This is a genomic window from Crossiella sp. NPDC003009 (genome assembly GCF_053591555.1).
The window spans coordinates 37,551-55,788 of record NZ_JBSFUA010000045.1 but is presented as its reverse complement, the minus strand read 5'-3'; the positions used below and the strand labels follow the sequence as shown (position 1 = coordinate 55,788).

The following is an 18,238-nucleotide window of genomic DNA, read 5'->3' as shown; positions in this document are numbered from 1 at the left end:
GATCACGACTCACGCTCCGGGCAGGCTGGGCAGGCCGACCGCGCCGAGCGGGTCGGTGAGGAGGCCGGCGAAGAACTCGCGGCGGGTCTGGTGCCGCAGGTACAGCTGGCCGCCGCGGTGCGCGAAGCCGAGGTCGTCCACGGAGAGCACCTGGGCGCCGACGCTGACCTTGGCGCGGATCGGGTTCAGCGCGGTGTCGAAGGCCTCCTCGGTCACGCTGAACTCGGTGATGCGCACCGGCAGCACCCGTTTCGCGCCGAGCACCAGCAGGGTAAGCGGGGCTTCCACCGGGGCGATGTCGATCAGCCCCGAACTGGCCTCGCCGTTCTCGTCGGTGAGCTGTTTCAGCGTGGGCGAGAAGGACATCTCCAGCGCGGCCAGCACCGGGTGCAGCCCGTGCTCGGCCACGATCCGGTGGCGCTCGGGCTGGTCGAGCTGGTCGGCGGCGTCGAACTCGGCGTCGAACTTGTAGTTCTCCTGCGCCGGACCCTTGAGCCGCAACGACTCCAGCCGATCTCCCGGTGCGTCGGCGACCTGCGGACGCAGGGTGCGGGTGAGGGTGTCCGGGTTGTACTGGAAGGGGATGACCTTCTTCTCCTTGCCCAGCCTGGGTTCCACCAGGACAAAACCGCCTCGGGCGGTCTTCGGGGTGATCCGGCCGGTCATCGCGGAGCTCCTGTCGTGCTGTCGGCTTCGGCGCTGTACTCCAGCACGAACATGCCCTTGACCTGGAACGGGATCTCCTCGGTCGACTCGGCCAGTCCGTTGAGCTTCAACCGGAACGGGCCGAGCCGCTGGCCCGCGACCTTGCTGGCCGCGCCGAGATCGAGGGTGAAGTCGAACCTGCGCGGCCCGGCCTCGATCGCGACCCCGTTGGGCAGCAACGAGGAGGGCAGGCTGACGGTCAGTCCGAGCAGGTTCTTCGCCAGCTCCCGCATGTCGGGGCTCTGGGTCAGGCCGTAGACGGTGATCCCGCCGAAGATGACGCCGGTGCCGATCACCGGGACCCACTCGATCGGCCGGAGCCCGTCGAGGAAGTCCTTCCTGACGCGGTCGGCGAAGCCCTTGGCCCGGCTGATCGGGCCTTGCAGGTCCGGCAGCCGCAACGCGGCCTTGACCGCGGTCTTGGCCGCTGTGCCGTAGCTGTCGCTGATCTCGCATTCACCCTCGGCGGCCACCGGTCCCCGGCTGGGCTGCCGCTGTGTGGCCGCGGGGCTCGCTGGACTGAGTTGTGGCTTGCTGGGCAACGGTTTCCACGGGGTGAGCGGCTGGACCAGGCTGACCCGGTCGATGCTGACCTGGACCGCCCCGCCACCCGCGCCGCTGTCCGCGCTGGTGCGCAGCATGTCCGCGGACACCCCAGAGCGCACCAGCAGCGCGCGGATGGCCTCGGCGCGTTGCGCGGCAAGGGGTCCGCCCGTGCCGGTGATGAGCAGCCTCAGTCCCGGCACTGCTGCCAGCCGGGCCTGGACCACCTTGGCCAGCCAGTCACCCGCCCGCTGGTGGTCCGCGGTGACCGCGCTGCTGTCCTCGGCGAATCCGGTGAACCACCCGGAGACGTGCAGGGTGTCGTTGATCTGCCGGACCGCCTCGTCGCGGTCCTTGTCGCCGCTGACCGGGACGGTGCCGAAGTTGTTGAGCTGCAATGGTCCCAGCGGGGTGGACGCCTTGGTGAGGCCGTGCGCGGGCGCGGCGACCGGTGTGGCGGCGCGGGTCTGCGGCACTCGTTCTCCTGGCATGTCAGAACCGCCCTCCCACCCAGAGCTGCAACGACTCCATCGGCACCCCGCGCACCCACAGCTGGACCGGGCCGGGCCGCAGCCCGAACAGCTGGGACAGGTCCAGCCCGACCTTCACCGCCTTGCCGCCCGCGGGCAGGTCGACCAGCAACCAGCCGCGGCCGTTGACCAGCGTCACCTGGCCGTTGAGCCCGGCGAAGAGCTGCGCGGTCAGGTCCGCGCGGTCCGCGGGCAGCACCTCTTGCAGGTCAACGCTCACGGTGACCTCGCCGAGGAAGGTGCGGCCGCGCGGTGTGGTCTGCTGCTCCCACCACTGGTCGAACATCTGCCGCACCTCGCGCACGAAGGGAACCTTGACCAGTGCCCCGGCCAGCGAGGTGGCCGCCGGGTCCGGTTCCTGGCCGAACTCCGGCAGGGTGTCCGCGCCGGTCTCCGGTTCCTTGCCCTGCTCCGGCCACTTCAGCTTCGGGAACCCCGGGGTGCGTGGGAACGGCCGGTCGCCCTCGGCCTGCGGACTGGACGGGGTCGGTCCCAGCGGCCAGCGCAGGCGGTTCCCGCGCGGGCCTGGCGCCGGCCGGGCGAGCAGTCCGGCGGCGCTGGTGCCATCGATGCCGATCTGCACCGGGCCGGACAGCAGCACGGTGGCCTCGGCCGGGCGGGCGTACTCGCGCAGCAGTTCGGCCTTGACGCCCTGTGCCACCAGGAGTTTCCGGATCGACTCCGCGCGGGCGCGCATCAGGTCGGCGTCGCCGCCGCGGCCCTGCACGGTGAAGCTGAGGTTCGGGTACCGGCCCAGGGCCCGGCGGATCCGCTCGGCGACCGCCGCGGCCAGCCAGCGGTGCCGGGCGGTGGGCTCGGTGGCCGCCCCGGGGAACTCGTCGAACTTGCCCAGTCCGAGCAGGTCCAGCTGGAGCTCGCGGACCGCGGTGTCGAAGTCGTCGCCGGCCAGCGGCGCGCCACCCACGGTGTCCAGGTCGTTGAGCCGGAACGGGGTGACCGCCGAGGCCGGCGGGGTCAGGGTCTGCCGGGGTGGCGCGCTGGGCTGGCGCTGCGGCCGGTGCTCTCGCTGGCTCATTCGGCACCGCCGCGCAGGGTGTCGTGCACGGATCTGGCCAGGTCGGCAGCCAGCTGAGCGGGCTGTCCCGTGACGACAGCCCGCCCAACCGCCCTGCGACGCCGCGCCGGGGCCCAGTGCCCAGCGGGTGCCGAGGTCAGCAGGCGGTGCAGTTCGGCGTGCACCGCCTCGGTGATCTCCTTGACCTGCCCCGCTTCGGCCACACCGACCAGCAGGATGCGGTCGATGTGCAGTTCGACCCGGTCAGCCATTGCCGTTCACCACCGAGAAGTCGCTGTCCCGCACCGGCAGGTCGAGCTTGCGGAACTCGGTGCGGGCCGCGGCCAGCACCACCGGCATGGTGATCATGCCGTCGCCGCTGGCGGCCAGGAACGCGGCGTTGAGCGCGATGTTGCGCGCCATGCCGCCGCTGACCTGGAGGGTGGCCAGCCGGTCGAAGTCCAGGTCGGCGATCGGGGCCTGAGCCGGAAAGGCCTTGCGCCAGATGGCTTTGCGCTGCTCCGCGCCGGGGAACGGGAAGCCGACGATGAAGCGCAGGCGACGCAGGAACGCGTTGTCCAGCGCGTTGCGCAGGTTGGTGGCCAGCACGGCGAGGCCGCTGTAGGACTCCATCCGCTGCAACAGGTAGTTGATCTCGATGTTGGCGTAGCGGTCGTGGCTGTCCTTGACCTCGCTGCGTTTGCCGAACAGGGCGTCGGCCTCGTCGAAGAACAGGATCGCGCCACCGGTCTCGGCCGCGTCGAAGAGCCGTCGCAGGTTCTTCTCGGTCTCCCCGATGTACTTGCTGACCACCGCGGACAGGTCGATCCGGTACAGGTCAAGGCCGAGCTCCCTGGCCAGCACCTCGGCCGCCATGGTCTTGCCGGTGCCGCTGGGCCCGCTGAACAGCGCGGTGACGCCCAGACCCCTGGTGATCCGCTCGCCGAAGCCCCAGTCCTCGTGCACCCGGCCCCGGTGCGCGACCTGCTCGGCGATCCGGTGCAGCAGGGTCAGCTCCTCCGGTGGCAGCACGATGTCCGCCCAGCCGACCCTGGGTTCCAGCCGCTGCGCCAGCGCGTCCATCCGCGGCCGGGTGCGGGCCAGGCAACCGCGCCACAGCGCGCGTTCGCCACCAGGGGCCAGCGCGCCGAGTTCGCTGATGGCCGCGGTGTCCAGCGCGAACTGGGCGGCCAGGCCGGTGATCAGCTGCTCCGGCTGGTCGGGTCCGAGGGTCTGCCGCCAGGCGGCGACGCGCTCGGTGGCGGTGGGGGGCGCGATGTCCACCACCACCGAGCGACGTCCCAGCTCGGGCCGGCTCTCCCTGGTGCCCAACAGCACCGGGCCGCCGAGCCTGGAGACGAACCGGCCCACCGGGGACACCGCTGGGGAGTCGGCGCCGCCGGGGTCCTCACCGACGTCCAGGTACAGCGCGAGCGGCAGGAGCGCGGACTCCCGCTGCCACAGTCGAGCCAGCTCGTCGAGCTGTTTCGGTTGGTCCGGCAGCAACGCGGCAGGCAGCCGGTAGAGCACCAGGCCCAGCTCGGCCGCGGCGTGTCGCGCGATCAGCAGTTTGCTCGGCTCGTCCGCCCCGGCCAGCTGCACCACGGCCCCGCCGCCGGAGGCCCACTCGGCGGTGATCTCCTGCTGCGCCGCGCGCTGCGAGGGCGGCAGCCGCACCCGTCCACCTTCGTCCACAATGGACAGAAGAGGGTCCAGCCGGTCGTCGAGGTGGTTGAGGCCCTTCAGGTAGCTCACCACCCGCTCGTCGGTGCGCAGCGCGCTGGTGACCAGTGGCTGGCCGGGCAGCTGGGCGATCTCCAGGAACCGCCAGCGGCGCAGGCCGCGGTGCGGGGCGACCACGTCCCAGGCCGGGTCGGGCAGCACGCTGAGCGCGAGACCGAAGCTGGGGAAGCCCATCCGCTCGTTGCCGTGCGCCAGCGCGCACAGGTTGGCGATCGAGGGGTCCAGTTCGGCGGCCGCGCACAGCAGCAGCGTGTCCCGCTCGAAGGCGGAGAGCCCGAACAGCTCGGCCAGGGTCAGCAGCGCGGGCTGGTGCGGCCCGGCGGCGGCCTCGGCCCGGACCCTGGCCACCACGTCCAGCTCGCGGCTGAGCGCGGCCAGCGGGTTCGGCAGCGTCGGCGGCGGAGGCGTTGGGGAGGCTGGGTTTTCGGGTTCGGGGTCGGCGGTGAACCAGCGTGCTTTGCGCACCGGGACCGGTGGCTGCTGCGGTCGTGGCGCGGGCGGCGGCGGGGGTGGGGGCGCGCCGCGACGCAGCTCGATGTGGTGGCGCAGGGTAAGCCGCAGCCAGGCCAGGGAGGCGCCCAGGTAGCGGTCGTTGGCCAGCTGCCAGCCGGGGTCGGCGTTCACCGGACCTCCACCCGCTGCGTGGCGTCGAAGACCGGGATGTCCGGCTCGCGGTCGACCAGCCTGCTGTCCACGCCGTCCACCCGAACCCTGGCCAGGTGCGTGCCGACCTCGGCGAAGGGCACCCGGAACACCAGCGCGCCGGTGGCTTCGGTGATGGGCCGGGGCGGCACCGCGCGCGAGCCGAGCAGCAGGAACACCCGCTGTTCCGGCCGCACCAGCGGTTCCACGGTGAGCGCGACCTCCGCGGAGCCCTCGGCGTCCCGGTTGCGGTGCACGACCAGCGGCATCCGGCTGGTGATCCGCGGCGCGACCCCGACCGGGATCGCGTTGCTGTGCAGCCGATCCCCTTCGGCGCTGGTGAGCAAGACGGTCGCGGTCCAGAACCCGGCCGGGGTGGCCGCGGCCTCGGCCGGCACCCGGAAGGCGAGGTGGGTGGCCGAGTTCTGGGTGATGGTCGCCGGGATGGTGGCCGGCAGCAGCGGGTGGGCGAGCCGGACTTCGACCTCGCGGCCGTCCAGGTTGGTGCCGCGCATCAGGACCTGCTCGCCGAGCAGCGCGGCCGGGTGGTCGTGCACGGCTTCCACGGTGTCTAGGCTGGGGAATCCGGTGCCCACCTCGGGCACCGCGACGGGCCCTCGGTCGTCCTCGCCGCGCCGCAGCACGGGCACCGGCGCGCGGGCCTCGCGCTCGCTCTCGATCAGCACCACCCTGGCCTCGTAGGCCACCGACATCCGGTAGGGCGACTGGAAGGCCGACCACAGGTTGGTCAGCTCGTCGGTGCCTGAGGGCAGCGGCGCGAGGCTGACCGACTCGACCTCCGCCGACACCCTGGCGTACGGGGCCTTGCGCTTCAGCTCGGCCCCGCTGAGCACCGGGTGGTCGTGCAGCGCGCGCAGCGCCCCGCCGAGCACCCGGTGCGCCACCAGCTCATCGCCGTCCCTGACCACGGGCGTGACCAGATAGCGCAGCACCAGCGGCAGCGGCGGGAACCCGGCCTCGCCGCGCCGGGAGCCGTCCGCGGGAAAGGGGTCGTTGCGCCAGGAACCGTCCACAGTGGTCTGGTAGAGGAACAGGTTGAGCTGTACCTCGTGCCCGGTGGCGCCGACCTGGTCCGGCGGCATCGCGGTGGCTCGCACACCGTCGTGCACCCGGTCCGCGCCGGACTGCAGGATGCCCTTGAGGATCTGGGTCACGGCTTCGATCACTCTGGCGTTGCTCATCGGTCAGCCTCCTTTCCGGGTGCGCAGGTAGTCGTCGAGCTCCAGGACGGCAGGGCGGGAAGTCTTGCCGCGCTTGGGGTTCGGCGCGGGTTGTTCGGCGCGCACTTCGACGCGGCCGATGGTGATGTGCACGGTGGACCGCGGGCGGGGCGGGATCGGTTGGCGCGAGGCGGGCGCGTAGAGCAGGTGGCCGGCGGCCCAGCCGCCCTGCCGGACCGGGGATTCCAGGGCTGGCACCGGTGATGGCGGCGGGGCGGGGACCGGATGGCTCGGCGACTCGGCGGGCGTGGCCGGGCTCCGGCGGCTCGGTGGGTCGGCGGGTGGCGCGGGGATCCGGCGGCTCGGCGCCACGGGCGGCATCGGACCTGTCACCCCAGCGCGCGTCGCCGTTGCGGCGACCGGGTCACCGGGTTGGCCGGACAGCGGCAAGGGCACGGGCGCTGCCCCGGCTCGCCGTATGGGCGGGCTCTCCGGTAGTTCCCACGGCGTCGGCTGGTCTCGTTGGATGCCCGGTGTCGTCGGCGACACCGAGACTGCCTGGTCCGGAACCGCTGGGGCGGCCGGACCCCCCGGAACTCTGGGCGTCAGCTCTGGGAAACTCGCCGGAGGTTCCGGCCGCGCGTCCGCGATCCCCGGTTCGGGCCGCATCAGCTGGTGGGCTCGGGGTTCCTGGCGCAGCGCGACCGGGGCTTCGAACACCGAGGGCAGCAGTGGCCGCACCGCGGGGCCGCCCTGCCCGAGCAGCCTGGTCACCAGGTCGCCGCTCATGAGACCCCCGCTTCCAGGTAGAACCGCCTGCGGGCCGGGCTCACCGACAGCACCTCGGTCTCGGTCCAGCCGTAGGCCGTGGCCAGGGCGTGGATGTCGAAGAGCAGCCGGTGCGCGCAGGCCTCGATCTCCGCCCACAGGTAGCCGCCCACGTCGAAGGGCGCGAACCAGGAGTGCGCGCACCCAGAGCAGTCCAGGGCCAGCGAGATGTCGGCCTGCGGGTCGACCTCGGGCAGCGCGGCGGCGATCGCCTCCAGCACCGGCTCGGCCAGCTCGGCAACCGGGACCTCCCGTCCGTCCCGGTGGGCGGTGACCACGGTGCGGCGCAACAGCTCCCGCCGCGCGTCACCGGACTCCGCGGACACCGCGAGCAGGTCCGCGCAGCGCAGCGGCCGGAACTCCACCCGCACCCCGTCGGCCAGCAGCGTGGCCGACTCGCGGGGTGGCTCCGCGGTGCGCAGCTCGGTCACCTCGACGGTCAGCTCCAACTGCTCGCCGCAGGCCGGGCAGGCCACCTGGCACGGCAGCACACCGCCGAACCCCTTCTCCCGCAAGGACAGCAGCAGGCTCTCCCGCTGCCCCACGGTCAGCTCGCCCGGCGCCTCGGCGCCACCGGCGGCGGCCAGTGCGAGGGAGCGGCGCACGGGTGACTGGCCGAGCCCTGCCTCCCACAGCGCGAGCACCTCGGCCTCGGTGAGCACCGGCCTCAGCCCGTCGGGTCGTCGAAGGTGTTGTCCGCGGGCACCACCACGGTGTCGTCGCGGACCCAGCCCTCGTGTTCCAGCTTGATGGACTGGATCAGCACCGCGTTCGCGTTGCCGTCCAAATCGGACAGTGGCTTGTACTCCGACACCCATGCCTTGTGCAGCTGGTAGGAGAGCACCTTGCGGCCGCCGTCGTCGAAGACGTCGATGAGCAGGTCCCGGCGGAAGTCCTTGAGCGAGGTCTCCACCCCGCCGGTGGCGTTGCGGAAGCTCCAGACCTTGTTGGCCCACTTCTCGAACTCCGGGTCGAGGGTCACCCCGCGTTCCAGCGTGATGGCCTCGAAGTCGGTGCGGCCGGGCAGCTTGTAGCTCAGCGAGGGGTCGCCGCCGGAGCGGTGCTTCACCACCTCGGTGGTGCGGGTGAAGCCGGAGACCTTGGAGATACCGGCGATGTAGTCGCCGTCGCCGAACTTCACCCTGAACCGGAAGTTCTTGTACGGGTCGACCCGCGTGGTCTTGGGGTTCGCCTGTGGCATGGCCGTGTTCCTTCCTACACCTGGACCTGGCCGGCCAGCTGCTGAATGTGGATCAGCACGAACTCGGCCGGTTTGAGCGGGGCGAACCCGACGAGGATGTTGAGGATCCCGCGGTCGATGTCGTTCTGCGGGTTGTTCTCCCGGTCGCACTTGACCAGGTACGCCTGCTGCGGCGTCTGTCCCTGGAACGCGCCCTGGCGGAACAGGTTGTTCATGAACGCGCCCACGTTGAGCCGCACCGAGGACCACAGCGGTTCGTCGTTGGGCTCGAAGACCACCCACTGGGTGCCGCGGTAGAGGCTCTCCTCGACGAAGAGCGCGAGCCGCCGCACCGGCAGGTACTTCCACTGGTCGGCCAACCGGTCCGCGCCTGCCAGGGTGCGCGCGCCCCAGACCACGTTGCCGGTCACCGGGAAGCTGCGCAGGCAGTTGAGCCCCAACGGGTTCAGCCGCCCGTGCTCGGTGTCGGTGAGCTTGACGGTCAGCTCCTGCGCGCCGTTGGGGCCGGCCTCGGTGCCCGCCGGGGCCTTCCACACGCCGCGCAGGGCGTCGGTGCGCGCCCAGATCCCGGCCACCGCACCGCCCGGCGGAAACTCGCGCACCCCGCCTTCCTCCGCGGGGTCGGCCATGTCCAGCCACGGGAAGTAGGCGGCCACGTTCGGGCGCAGGCTCCGGTCGATGCCGAAAGGGTTGCCACCGCCTGCCGGGCTGGCCGCGAGCACCGCCTTGCTGACGGTGTCGACGTCCTTGCCGGGCTCCACGATCAACATCGCCCTGCGCTTGTGGCAGTAGTCAGCGGCCTTGGGATAGACCGTGTCCGTGATGGTGGACACGCCGGCGACACCGGGCAGGTACAGCATGTTGAAGATGTCGGCGCGGTCCAGCGCATAGAGCCCGGTCTTGCGGTCCTGGTTCCCGGTGTAGGCCGCCGCGTCCAGCTCGCCGCCGTCGTCGCCATCGGCGAGCCCGGTGGAGGTCCCGTTGCCGTCCTCCTCTTCCGGCTTCGGCGGCGTGGGCGGGTCGGCGAGCGGGTCGACGCCATCGGCCGGGTCCTCGTGCTCCTCCGGCCGGGCGGTGGGTCCCTCGGTGCCATCGGGCAGGCGGACCAGCAGCGAGGAGCGCAGCACCTTCCGCAGCGACCGGGAGCTGTCCTTGTCGGTGGAGATGTTGAGGTAGCGCTCCTCGGCCCCGGTCCCGTTGTCCCGGACGGTGAGGTTGTAGAGGTTGGCCGCGCCGGTGGCCGTGTCGTGGTCGACCCGGAAGCGGATCCGGTCGCCCCACACGCCCGCGCCGGAAGCTTCCAGCGTCAGGCCGTGGTAGGTCGCCGTCGACCGCTTCGCGCCGGTGCCGGCCAGGCGGACGATCTCGGCCTCGCTGCCACCGTTGAGGTAGAAGTGGTAGACCGCGTGGCTCATCGGCGACTTGGCGTGCAGCTCGCCGAAGGTGGCGGTGTAGTCGGCGAAGCTGGTGATGTGCACCGGGGTGTCGGCCGGGCCGCGCAGCGCGGCGCCGACGAAGGCCGCGATCGAGGTCGGCACGCCGGTGATGGTGCGCACCGCGCTGGGCAGCTCGTTGATGTAGACGCCAGGGTAGGTCGGCTGGACCGGCATCACGTCACCCCTGGTCCTGGCCGAGCGCCTGGCGCGCGCCGGCCTCGGCCGCCTTGCTGATCGCGGCCACGTCGACCTGGCGGCCCTGGGCCAGCTGGGTGATCGCCTCGCTCAGCCCGGCGATGCGGCCGGAGAGCTGGCTGACCACCTGGTTGATGGTCAGGTCGGTGCGCCAGTCGCCGTGCGAGATCTGGGTGCGGAGGCTGGTTTTGCGGCCGTTGTTGTTCGGGTTGTCGAACTCCTCGTTGAGGACGTCCTTGAATGCCCGGTAGGCGTCGTCGTAGCTCACATCGTCTCCTTGGTTCTTCAGCCAGCGAGCCACACTCGCCCTGAATCCCGACATGTCACCCGGCCATCCGGCCGGATCCTTCTTCTTGCGACGGGGGCGGTTCCGCGCCCATTCTTTGTGCGCGATCGCCCATTCCGCGCCACGGCCCAAATGCCGCAACAAAGCCGCGACCCCACGCGGATACGCCTCGAGCTGGGCCGGGGTCCAGTCATAGGGCGGGTCGCCTGCCGACTCCGCCTCCACACCGATCAGGTGCGGGTTGGCGTTGTTCCTCGGCAGCCCCGGCCAGTCTCCTTCACCGGCGTGGTTGGCCAGCCCTGAGGCGATGACCAGCCAGCTGCCATCGCGGGCAAGTCCCAACTGCGCCAAAGGCGGTGGGGTGTCCGCCGTGCCATCCAGAATGGTGCGCAGCGAGGGGTAGTTCCCCTTGCGCGATCCGGCGGTGTGGTGCAGCAGCACCCCGCGCAGTTGACCCATCCGGTCCGCGCCGCGAGTGCGCCAGCCATCGACCTCGGTGACCCGCAGCCCCGCCTCGCGCAGCACTCCGGGCAGCCAAAGCAGTCGTGCCATGTCGAAACCCCCATCCCTCGCGCACCGGGCCGCAAAAGCCCATTCCCCTGATAGCGCGGCTCGATGTCGAGACTCGGGGAGGAAAAGCGGCACGACAAGGAAATGTGGGGTCGGCTGCACCATCGGGAAGTCGCCTGAGCCTGATAAGGCGTGCGGGCAGGAATTCGACAGCGGGGCTGTACGTAAATGTACGTATCGTTCCTGACCCGATAGGGTGACAGCCATGCGCGTCGAACACCACGACGGTCAGGCGGCCTTCCTCGAAGCGCTATCCGCCCTGCTCGCGGTCTGCGACACCCTCGACGACACCAAGATGCTCGCGGCCAGCCGGTGCCACGGGTGGACCGTCGGCGACGTGATCGCGCACGTGCACCTGGGCCTGCAGGAGATGCTGCTGGGCCTGGTCTCCCCGACCGACGCGGCGCCGGACACCGACGCGGCCAGCTACTGGCAGGGCAGGTTGCCCGGCCGCGAGACCGAGACCGAGCGGATCGGGCAGATCCAGTACGTGCGCAGGCTGGCCTCGGCCTACCGCCGCCCCACCGGGCTGCTCGGGCACCTGCGCCCGACCTCGGACGCGGTGTCCAGGATGGTCACCGCGCTGCCGCCGAACACGGTCCGGTTCCAGGGCAAGGTGCTCTCCTCCGGCGACTTCCTGGCCACCTGGGCGGTCGAGGTGGCCGTGCACCACCTGGACCTCAAGCACGAACTGACCCTGCCGCCGCCCGCGCCGACCGCGCTGAAGCTGGCCCGCGGCACGGTGGAGTCCCTGGCGGGCGCGCCGATCCTGCCCGCGCTCGACGACGAGGTGATCGTGCTGGCCGGCACCGGGCGGGTGCCGCTGACGGAGTTCCAGCGCCGCACGGCGGGGCGGTTCGCCGCGCGGCTGCCGGTCTTGGGGTGAGACCGGCCGCAGGTCGCTAGGGTTGGGCATGATCGCGAACCCCTGGCTGGCCGGTCCCGCGCCCACCGCGAAACTCCCCCGCCCGCGGCTGGAAGAGCGCATCCTCAACCTGCTGGCCACGCAGAACCTCTGCGTGCTGGCCACCACCGGCGCGGACGGCCCGCTGGCCACCCCGGTCCGCTACTACAGCGACGGCTTCACCCTCTACGTGACCTCCCAGGCGAAAACCCCGAAGCTGCGCAACATCGAGGCCGATCCCCGGGTCTCCATCGGGGTCTTCGCGCCGTTGGCCGGGCTGGCCAGCTCGCGGGGCGCGCAGCTGTTCGGGCGGGCCGAGGTGCTGCTGCCGGGGTCGGCGGAGTTCGAGGCGGGGATGGCGGTGTACCTGTGGCAGTCCGATGCCGCCGAGCGGGGGCGTTCGGTGACCGAGACGCCGCGGAACCCGTTGCTGCGCATCCGGATCGACCGGGTGGTCTACACCGAGCACTGGCTGCGGCGGGAGGGTTTCGCGCCGCGCCAGCGCTGGGTCCGCGAGGACTAGCCGCCCAGCTCGACCGAGCCGCCGGTGACCACCTTGCGAGTCGCGCGGTAGCTGTAGGCCGCGTACACCACCAGTCCCACCAGCAGCCACAGCCCGAAGCGCCACCAGGTCTCGGCCTTGAGGAAGGACATCAGCCAGACCGAGAAACCCCACGCCCAGCAACGGCACCACCGGCATGCCCGGGCTGCGGAAGCCGCGGGGCAGGTCGGGGCGGCGGTAGCGCAGCACCACCACGGCAAGGCAGACCAGCACGAAGGCGAACAGCACGCCGATGTTGGTCAGCTCCGCCGCCTCGCGGACCGGGAGCAGGCCGGCCAGCACCGCGGCCACCACGCCGATGATCCAGGTGGCCCGGTGCGGCACCTGGCGGCGCGGGTGCAGGGCGCCGAACCAGCGCGGCATCAGGCCGTCGCGGCTCATCGCGTACCAGAGCCGGGAGGCGCCCATCATGAACGAGAAGCTCACCGTGACGATGCCGAGCACCGCGCCGATCGCGATCACCGTGCCCACCCCGCCCAGGCCGACCGCCTCGAACGCGGCGGAGAAGCCGCGGGCCGGGTCGACCTGGGTGTAGTGCACCATCCCGGTCAGCACGACGCAGGCAAGCGCGTAGAGCACCATGCAGATGGCCAGGGACAGCAGCATCGCCTTGGGCAGGTGGCGCTGGGCCTGTTTGGACTCCTCGGCCGCGGTGCTCAGCGCGTCGTAGCCGAAGACGGCGAAGAACACCGTGGCCGCGCCCGCGACCGCGCCGCCGAAGCCGAAGGGCGCGAAGGGATCCAGGTTCGCATTGTCCACTTTGGTCAGTCCGACCACCACGACCAGCAGCACCACCGCGATCTTGACCACGGTCAGCACCGCGTCCACCCGCGCCGAGGTCCTGGTGCCCCGGTTGAGCAGCCAGGCCACGCCGAGGCAGATCAGCACCGCGACCAGGTCGACCCGGTGCCCCTCCCCCGTGCCGGGCGCGCCCATCATCCACACCGGCAGCTCGATGCCCATCCGCTCCAGCAGGAAGCCCACGTACCCGGACATGCCGATGGAGACCGCGGCCACGATCGCGGTGTACTCCAGCAGCAGGTCCCAGCCGATGATCCAGCCCACGATCTCGCCGAGCACCGCCGAGGCGTAGGTGTAGGAGGACCCGGCGCGCGGCACCATGCCGGCGAACTCGGCGTAGGCGAAGGCCGCGCACACCGAGGCGGCCCCGGCGATCAGGAACGAGATCAGCACCGCGGGCCCGGCCACGTCCCTGGCCACCGCCCCGGCCAGGCTGAAGATCCCCGCGCCGATGATCGCGCCGACGCCGATCAGGGTGAGCTGGCCCAGCCCGAGCACCTTGGCCATCCGTGGCTGGTGCGCCTGGTCCAGTGGGGGCAGCGTCCGCCGGAACACCCCGCGCGGCCCCGTGCCCAGCAGTCCGTCGCCCACCGAATCACTCACCCTTCGTGTCCCAGGTCACAGTGCCGCCGAGCTTGGCTGGCCGGGAGGGCCCGGGGAAGGTGGCCGACCCCGGCAAAACCTCGGGGTGAGCACCAGCAGAGCTCACCGAAACGGGCCGCTGGAACAACCCTTCACACCTACGTTGACCAGGCAAAACAACGGGGCACGGCGGATGGCCGGACCGCAGGCCGACGTGCGCGGGCACCCAGGTGACGTGCTGGTCACGTGCGCGAACGGGGCGGCGCGCGGGGCGGGCTCCGGAGGGGTGTCCACCACCCGATCTGGGGGTGGGAATTCCCGAAATTCGCCGGACGGGGTAGGGTTCGTCGCGTTAACTGATTTTTTGTGGTCGGAGGATTTGTGGCAACTGGCAGTGTGAAGTGGTTCAACGGGGAAAAGGGCTTTGGTTTCATCGCGCAGGACGAGGGCGGCCCTGACGTCTTCGTGCACTTCTCCGCGATCAACGGCACGGGCTTCAAGGAGCTCCAGGAGGGCCAGAAGGTCACCTTCGACGTGACCCAGGGCCCCAAGGGCCCGCAGGCCGAAAACGTCACCGGCCACTGATGGCGACGGCCTGAAATTTTTCAGGCAACCGGGCTGTCTTCATGACAGCCCGGTTTTCGCTTTTTCTGGGGTAGCTCAACGCTTGGCGGCGTGGTGGCGGGATAGCACCAGGGCCGCCGCGGCCGCGTCTTGCACGCCTAGGCCGACGCTGTTGTAGATCACCAGGTCGCTGGGCGCGCGGCGGCCCGGCCTGGTGCCGCAGAGCACTTCGCCCAGCGAGGTCAGGTCCCCTTCGGTGAGCACCCCGTCGGCGACCGCGCGCATGATCGGCCCGGCGTGGCCGGTCGCGGTGGGCACGTGGTCCACCACCACCCGGTCCGCCCGGTCCAGCAGGGCCTGGTCCAGCTCGTGCCGGTCCGGGGCGAAGGAGCCGACGCTGACCACGGTCGCGCCGATGGCGACCTCCGCGGTGGGCACCACCGGGGTGTGGCTGAGCGTGCCCGCGATCACCAGGTCGGCGTCCCCGACCGCGGCCACCGGGTCGGGCACCGGGATCACCTCAACCCCCAGTTCCCCGGTCAGCTGCCCCGCGGTCCGCGCGCAGCGTTCCCGGTTGGGGCTCCACATCCGGATCCGGCGCAGGTTGCGCACCCTGGCCAGCGCGCGCACGTGCCAGCGCCCCTGCACCCCTGAGCCCAGGATGGCCAGATCGCCCGCGGTGGGCTGGGTCAGCGCGTCCACCGCCACCGCCGAGGCCGCCGCGGTGCGCACCGCGGTCAGCTCCCCACCGGCCAGCACCGCCAGCACCTCGCCGGTGCGCGGGTGCAGCACCACCAGGGTCGCGGTGATCGCGGGCAGGCCGCGGGCCGGGTTGTCCGGCTGCACGCTGACCACCTTGTTGACCACGCCGTGCGCGGTGGAGACCCGGCCCAGGTAGCTGAGCACGGTGGAGCCGTCCGGGCTGTCCAGCACCGCCTTCTCCGCGACCAGGCCACTGCCCTCGCCCAGCGCGGTGAACGCCTGCCGCTGGCTGTCGATCACCCCGTCCAGGTCCAGCAGGGCCGACACCTCGGCCTCGGACAGCACCACGGGACCCGCACTCGCCGTCATGACTCCAGTCTGGCCACACCCCGGCCCGCCGGCCACGTGGTCACCACCCGTGCGCGCGAGGCCGAGGCCAACTCTCCGTGACGCTGAGCGCGAGCAAGTGTGCGCGTTGGGTGGCTTGTCCGATCCGGCGCGCGCCCTACGGTGAGCTGTGTGGACACGACGACGTTGACCTCGGTGATCGACGGCAAGGCCGTGCGCGGCACGGACTACCTCTCCCGCAACCCCGCCGAGCCGGCCGACGTGGTCGCCACGGTCCAGCTCGGCGGCGCGGCGGACCTGGTGCACGCCGCCGAGGTGGCCAGGGCCGCACAGACCGAGTGGGCCGCGGTGCCCGCGCCGGTGCGCGGCCGGGTGATCGCCAACCTGGGCAGGCTGGTGGAGGCCAACCAGGAGACCCTGGCCGGGCTGGTCACCAGGGAGATCGGCAAGCCCTACGCCGAGGCGCTCGGCGAGGTGCAGGAGATCGTGGACACCTGCGACTTCTTCCTCGGCGAGGGCCGCAGGCTGTACGGGCAGACCGTGCCCAGCGAGATGCCGGACAAGCAGCTGTTCACCTTCCGGGTGCCGGTCGGGGTGGCCGTGGTGATCACCGCGGGCAACTTCCCGGTCGCGGTGCCCTCCTGGTACCTGGTGCCCGCGCTGCTGTGCGGCAACGCGGTGGTGTGGAAGCCCGCCGAGTACGCCGCGGCCAGCGCGGCCGCCTTCGCCGAACTGGCCTGGCGGGCCGGAGTGCCCGCGGGGGTGCTCGGGCTGGTGCTGGCCGACGGACCGTCCACTTTCGACGGTCTGCGCACCGCGCTGGAGCGGCGGCTGGTGGACAAGGTCGGCTTCACCGGCTCCAGCGCGGTCGGGGAGCAGATCGGCGAGCTGTGCGGGCGGCACCTCCAGTCACCCTGCCTGGAGTTGGGCGGCAAGAACCCGATGGTGGTCACCGAGGACGCCGACCTGGACCTGGCCGTGGAGGGCGCGCTGTTCTCCGGCTTCGGCTCGGCGGGGCAACGCTGCACCTCGCTGGGCACGGTGATCGTGCACGAGGACGTGCGCGCGGAGTTCACCCGCCGCTTCGACGCCGCGGTGCGCGCCGCGGTGGTCGGCGAACCGGACGGCCCTGTCCTCTACGGACCCTTGCTGGATCAGAAGTTCGCCGACTCCTATGAGTCCACATTGGACTGGATCCAGCCGCACCACACCGTGCTCGGCTCCACCGGGATCGGCCGGATCAGCGCGGACAACCCACGCGAGGGCTTCCACGGCAAGGCCGGGACCGGGCTGTACTACCACCCGGTGGTCGTGGATGGGGTGCGGCCGACCGACCGGATCTTCCTGGAGGAGACCTTCGGGCCGATCATCGGCATCACCGGCTACCGGGACTTCACTGAGGCGGTCGAGCTGGCCAACGCGCCCGGCTACGGGCTGTCCTCCTCGATCTACACCACCGATCCGGCCAAGGCGTTCCGGTTCCGGCAGGGCATCGGGGCGGGCATGGTCAGCGTGAACAACTCCACCTCCGGCGCGGAGGCGCACCTGCCCTTTGGCGGCAACGGCCGCTCCGGCAACGGTTCCCGGCAGTCCGGCATCTGGGTGCTGGACCAGTTCACCCGCTGGCAGTCGATGAACTGGGACTTCTCCGGCAAGCTGCAGAAGGCGCAGATGGACGTCACCACCGTGGAGCCGGAGCTGGGCTACCGGCTGCCCGAGCACTGGGCCGGGCGGTGACCGGCCGCGCCCCGTTGCCCGCCGCGGCCGACGTGGTGGTCATCGGCGGCGGGGTGATGGGGGTCAGCGCGGCCTTCCACCTGGCCGAGGCCGGGGCGGAGGTGCTGCTGCTGGAACGGGACGAGCTGGGCTCGGGCAGCACCTGCCGGGCCGCGGGCGGGGTGCGCGCGCAGTTCTCCGACCCGGTCAACATCGAGCTGGGCAAGCGCAGCCTGGCCGCGTTCGAGAACTTCGCGCAGCGGCCGGGCGGCGAGATCGACCTGGCCCAGCACGGTTACCTGTTCCTGCTGGACAACGCCGAGGACGTGGCGGCGTTCGAGGCTAGCATCACCGTCCAAAATGGACTCGGAGTGCCCAGCAGGATGCTCGAACCCGCTGAGGCGAAACGACTGTCCCCGCTGATCGACACCGACGGGCTGCTCGCCGCCGCCTACTCCCCCACCGACGGCCACTGCACCCCGGAGGCCGTGGTGCAGGGCTACGCGCGGGCCGCGCGGCGGCACGGGGCGCTGATCCGGCGGCACTGCGCGGTCACCGGCATCGACATCGAGGACGGGGAGATCCGCGCGGTGCGCACGGACGAGGGGGCCGTGCGCACCGCGACGGTGATCTGCGCGGCCGGGGCCTGGTCGGCCGCGGTGGGCGCGATGGCCGGGGTGGCGCTGCCGGTGCGGCCGCTGCGCAGGCAGATCCTGGTCACCGAGCCGGTGCCGGACCTGCCGCCGGAGCTGCCGATGACCATCGACTTCGGCACCAGCTTCTACTTCCACGGCGAGGGCGCGGGGCTGCTGGTGGGCATGTCGGACCCGGACGAGGAGTTCGGCTTCCACTTGTCCCGCACCGACTCCTGGCTGCCCAGGCTCAGCGCCGCGGTGGCCAGGCGGGCGCCCGCGCTGACCGAGGTGGGCATCGCGCACGGCTGGGCCGGGCTCTACGAGGTCACCCCCGACCACAACGCGGTGGTCGGCGAGGCGGCCGGGGTGCGCCGGTTCCTCTACGCCACCGGCTTCTCCGGCCACGGTTTCCTGCAGGGACCGGCGATCGGCGAGGTGCTGCGGGACCTGGTGCTGGGCCGGGATCCGGTGGTGGATGTCGCCGCGCTGGATGTCCGCCGGTTCGCCGGGGCCGGGGTCCGGCCCGAACACAACTGCGTCTGAGAGGAA

17 protein-coding genes and 1 pseudogene are annotated in these 18,238 nt (G+C 71.8%); 5 read left to right on the top strand and 13 right to left on the bottom strand.

Annotated features, from left to right (window positions below; all coding sequences use genetic code 11):
• Window positions 1-9 precede the first annotated feature (9 nt).
• The 11 genes from ACWDY5_RS33285 to ACWDY5_RS33235 form a co-directional block, all read right to left on the bottom strand.
• Complete coding sequence (locus ACWDY5_RS33285; RefSeq protein ID WP_449726106.1) at window positions 10-666, bottom strand: hypothetical protein; 657 nt, start codon at window positions 664-666, stop codon at window positions 10-12.
• On the bottom strand, window positions 663-1,724 hold the full coding sequence (locus ACWDY5_RS33280) for a hypothetical protein (protein ID WP_449726105.1): 1,062 nt from the start codon (window positions 1,722-1,724) through the stop codon (window positions 663-665). Before ACWDY5_RS33280 ends, ACWDY5_RS33285 begins: the two co-directional genes overlap by 4 nt.
• Before the next feature lie 16 nt (window positions 1,725-1,740).
• Window positions 1,741-2,814 carry a hypothetical protein gene (locus tag ACWDY5_RS33275; protein ID WP_449726104.1) on the bottom strand — a complete coding sequence of 358 codons (1,074 nt, stop codon included), beginning with the start codon at window positions 2,812-2,814 and terminating at the stop codon, window positions 1,741-1,743.
• Window positions 2,811-3,065 carry a hypothetical protein gene (locus tag ACWDY5_RS33270; RefSeq protein WP_449726103.1) on the bottom strand — a complete coding sequence of 85 codons (255 nt, stop codon included), beginning with the start codon at window positions 3,063-3,065 and terminating at the stop codon, window positions 2,811-2,813. Before ACWDY5_RS33270 ends, ACWDY5_RS33275 begins: the two co-directional genes overlap by 4 nt.
• A complete protein-coding gene (locus ACWDY5_RS33265; RefSeq protein WP_449726102.1) occupies window positions 3,058-5,160 on the bottom strand; it encodes an ATP-binding protein in 2,103 nt (700 codons plus the stop codon). The genes ACWDY5_RS33270 and ACWDY5_RS33265 overlap by 8 nt, the downstream gene beginning before the upstream one ends.
• Window positions 5,157-6,380 carry a DUF4255 domain-containing protein gene (locus tag ACWDY5_RS33260; protein ID WP_449726101.1) on the bottom strand — a complete coding sequence of 408 codons (1,224 nt, stop codon included), beginning with the start codon at window positions 6,378-6,380 and terminating at the stop codon, window positions 5,157-5,159. The genes ACWDY5_RS33265 and ACWDY5_RS33260 overlap by 4 nt, the downstream gene beginning before the upstream one ends.
• A gap of 3 nt (window positions 6,381-6,383) precedes the next feature.
• A complete protein-coding gene (locus tag ACWDY5_RS33255) occupies window positions 6,384-6,617 on the bottom strand; it encodes a hypothetical protein (protein ID WP_449726100.1) in 234 nt (77 codons plus the stop codon).
• A 527-nt stretch (window positions 6,618-7,144) separates the two neighbouring features.
• Window positions 7,145-7,849, bottom strand: coding sequence for a T4 family baseplate hub assembly chaperone (locus tag ACWDY5_RS33250; protein WP_449726099.1), 705 nt, complete (start codon window positions 7,847-7,849; stop codon window positions 7,145-7,147).
• A 5-nt stretch (window positions 7,850-7,854) separates the two neighbouring features.
• Window positions 7,855-8,388 (bottom strand): phage tail protein, encoded by a 534-nt coding sequence (locus ACWDY5_RS33245; RefSeq protein ID WP_449726098.1) that lies wholly within the window; start codon window positions 8,386-8,388, stop codon window positions 7,855-7,857.
• Window positions 8,389-8,402: 14 nt separating this feature from the next.
• Window positions 8,403-9,998 (bottom strand): phage tail sheath family protein, encoded by a 1,596-nt coding sequence (locus ACWDY5_RS33240; RefSeq protein ID WP_449726097.1) that lies wholly within the window; start codon window positions 9,996-9,998, stop codon window positions 8,403-8,405.
• A gap of 4 nt (window positions 9,999-10,002) precedes the next feature.
• Window positions 10,003-10,857: an N-acetylmuramoyl-L-alanine amidase gene (locus ACWDY5_RS33235; protein ID WP_449726096.1), complete on the bottom strand. Its 855-nt coding sequence runs from the start codon at window positions 10,855-10,857 to the stop codon at window positions 10,003-10,005.
• Window positions 10,858-11,080: 223 nt separating this feature from the next.
• Here ACWDY5_RS33235 and ACWDY5_RS33230 point away from each other — a divergent pair, with 223 nt between their 5' ends.
• Complete coding sequence (locus ACWDY5_RS33230) at window positions 11,081-11,761, top strand: maleylpyruvate isomerase N-terminal domain-containing protein (protein ID WP_449726095.1); 681 nt, start codon at window positions 11,081-11,083, stop codon at window positions 11,759-11,761.
• Between the two features lie 28 nt (window positions 11,762-11,789).
• Complete coding sequence (locus ACWDY5_RS33225) at window positions 11,790-12,302, top strand: pyridoxamine 5'-phosphate oxidase family protein (RefSeq protein WP_449726094.1); 513 nt, start codon at window positions 11,790-11,792, stop codon at window positions 12,300-12,302.
• Here ACWDY5_RS33225 and ACWDY5_RS33220 read toward each other — a convergent pair.
• Window positions 12,299-13,718: pseudogene (locus ACWDY5_RS33220) on the bottom strand (amino acid permease). The gene ACWDY5_RS33225 and the pseudogene ACWDY5_RS33220 overlap by 4 nt on opposite strands.
• A 387-nt stretch (window positions 13,719-14,105) precedes the next feature.
• On the opposite strand from ACWDY5_RS33220, the gene ACWDY5_RS33215 reads away from it, so the two are divergent.
• A complete protein-coding gene (locus ACWDY5_RS33215) occupies window positions 14,106-14,309 on the top strand; it encodes a cold-shock protein (RefSeq protein WP_185003781.1) in 204 nt (67 codons plus the stop codon).
• Between the two features lie 75 nt (window positions 14,310-14,384).
• Here the strand turns inward: ACWDY5_RS33215 and ACWDY5_RS33210 are convergent, their stop codons facing one another.
• Window positions 14,385-15,359, bottom strand: coding sequence for an ornithine cyclodeaminase family protein (locus ACWDY5_RS33210; RefSeq protein WP_449726093.1), 975 nt, complete (start codon window positions 15,357-15,359; stop codon window positions 14,385-14,387).
• 150 nt (window positions 15,360-15,509) lie between these two features.
• On the opposite strand from ACWDY5_RS33210, the gene ACWDY5_RS33205 reads away from it, so the two are divergent.
• Window positions 15,510-17,075, top strand: a complete 1,566-nt coding sequence (locus ACWDY5_RS33205; RefSeq protein WP_449726092.1) for an aldehyde dehydrogenase family protein — start codon at window positions 15,510-15,512, stop codon at window positions 17,073-17,075.
• Window positions 17,072-18,232 carry an NAD(P)/FAD-dependent oxidoreductase gene (locus ACWDY5_RS33200; protein WP_449726091.1) on the top strand — a complete coding sequence of 387 codons (1,161 nt, stop codon included), beginning with the start codon at window positions 17,072-17,074 and terminating at the stop codon, window positions 18,230-18,232. Before ACWDY5_RS33205 ends, ACWDY5_RS33200 begins: the two co-directional genes overlap by 4 nt.
• Window positions 18,233-18,238 lie beyond the last annotated feature (6 nt).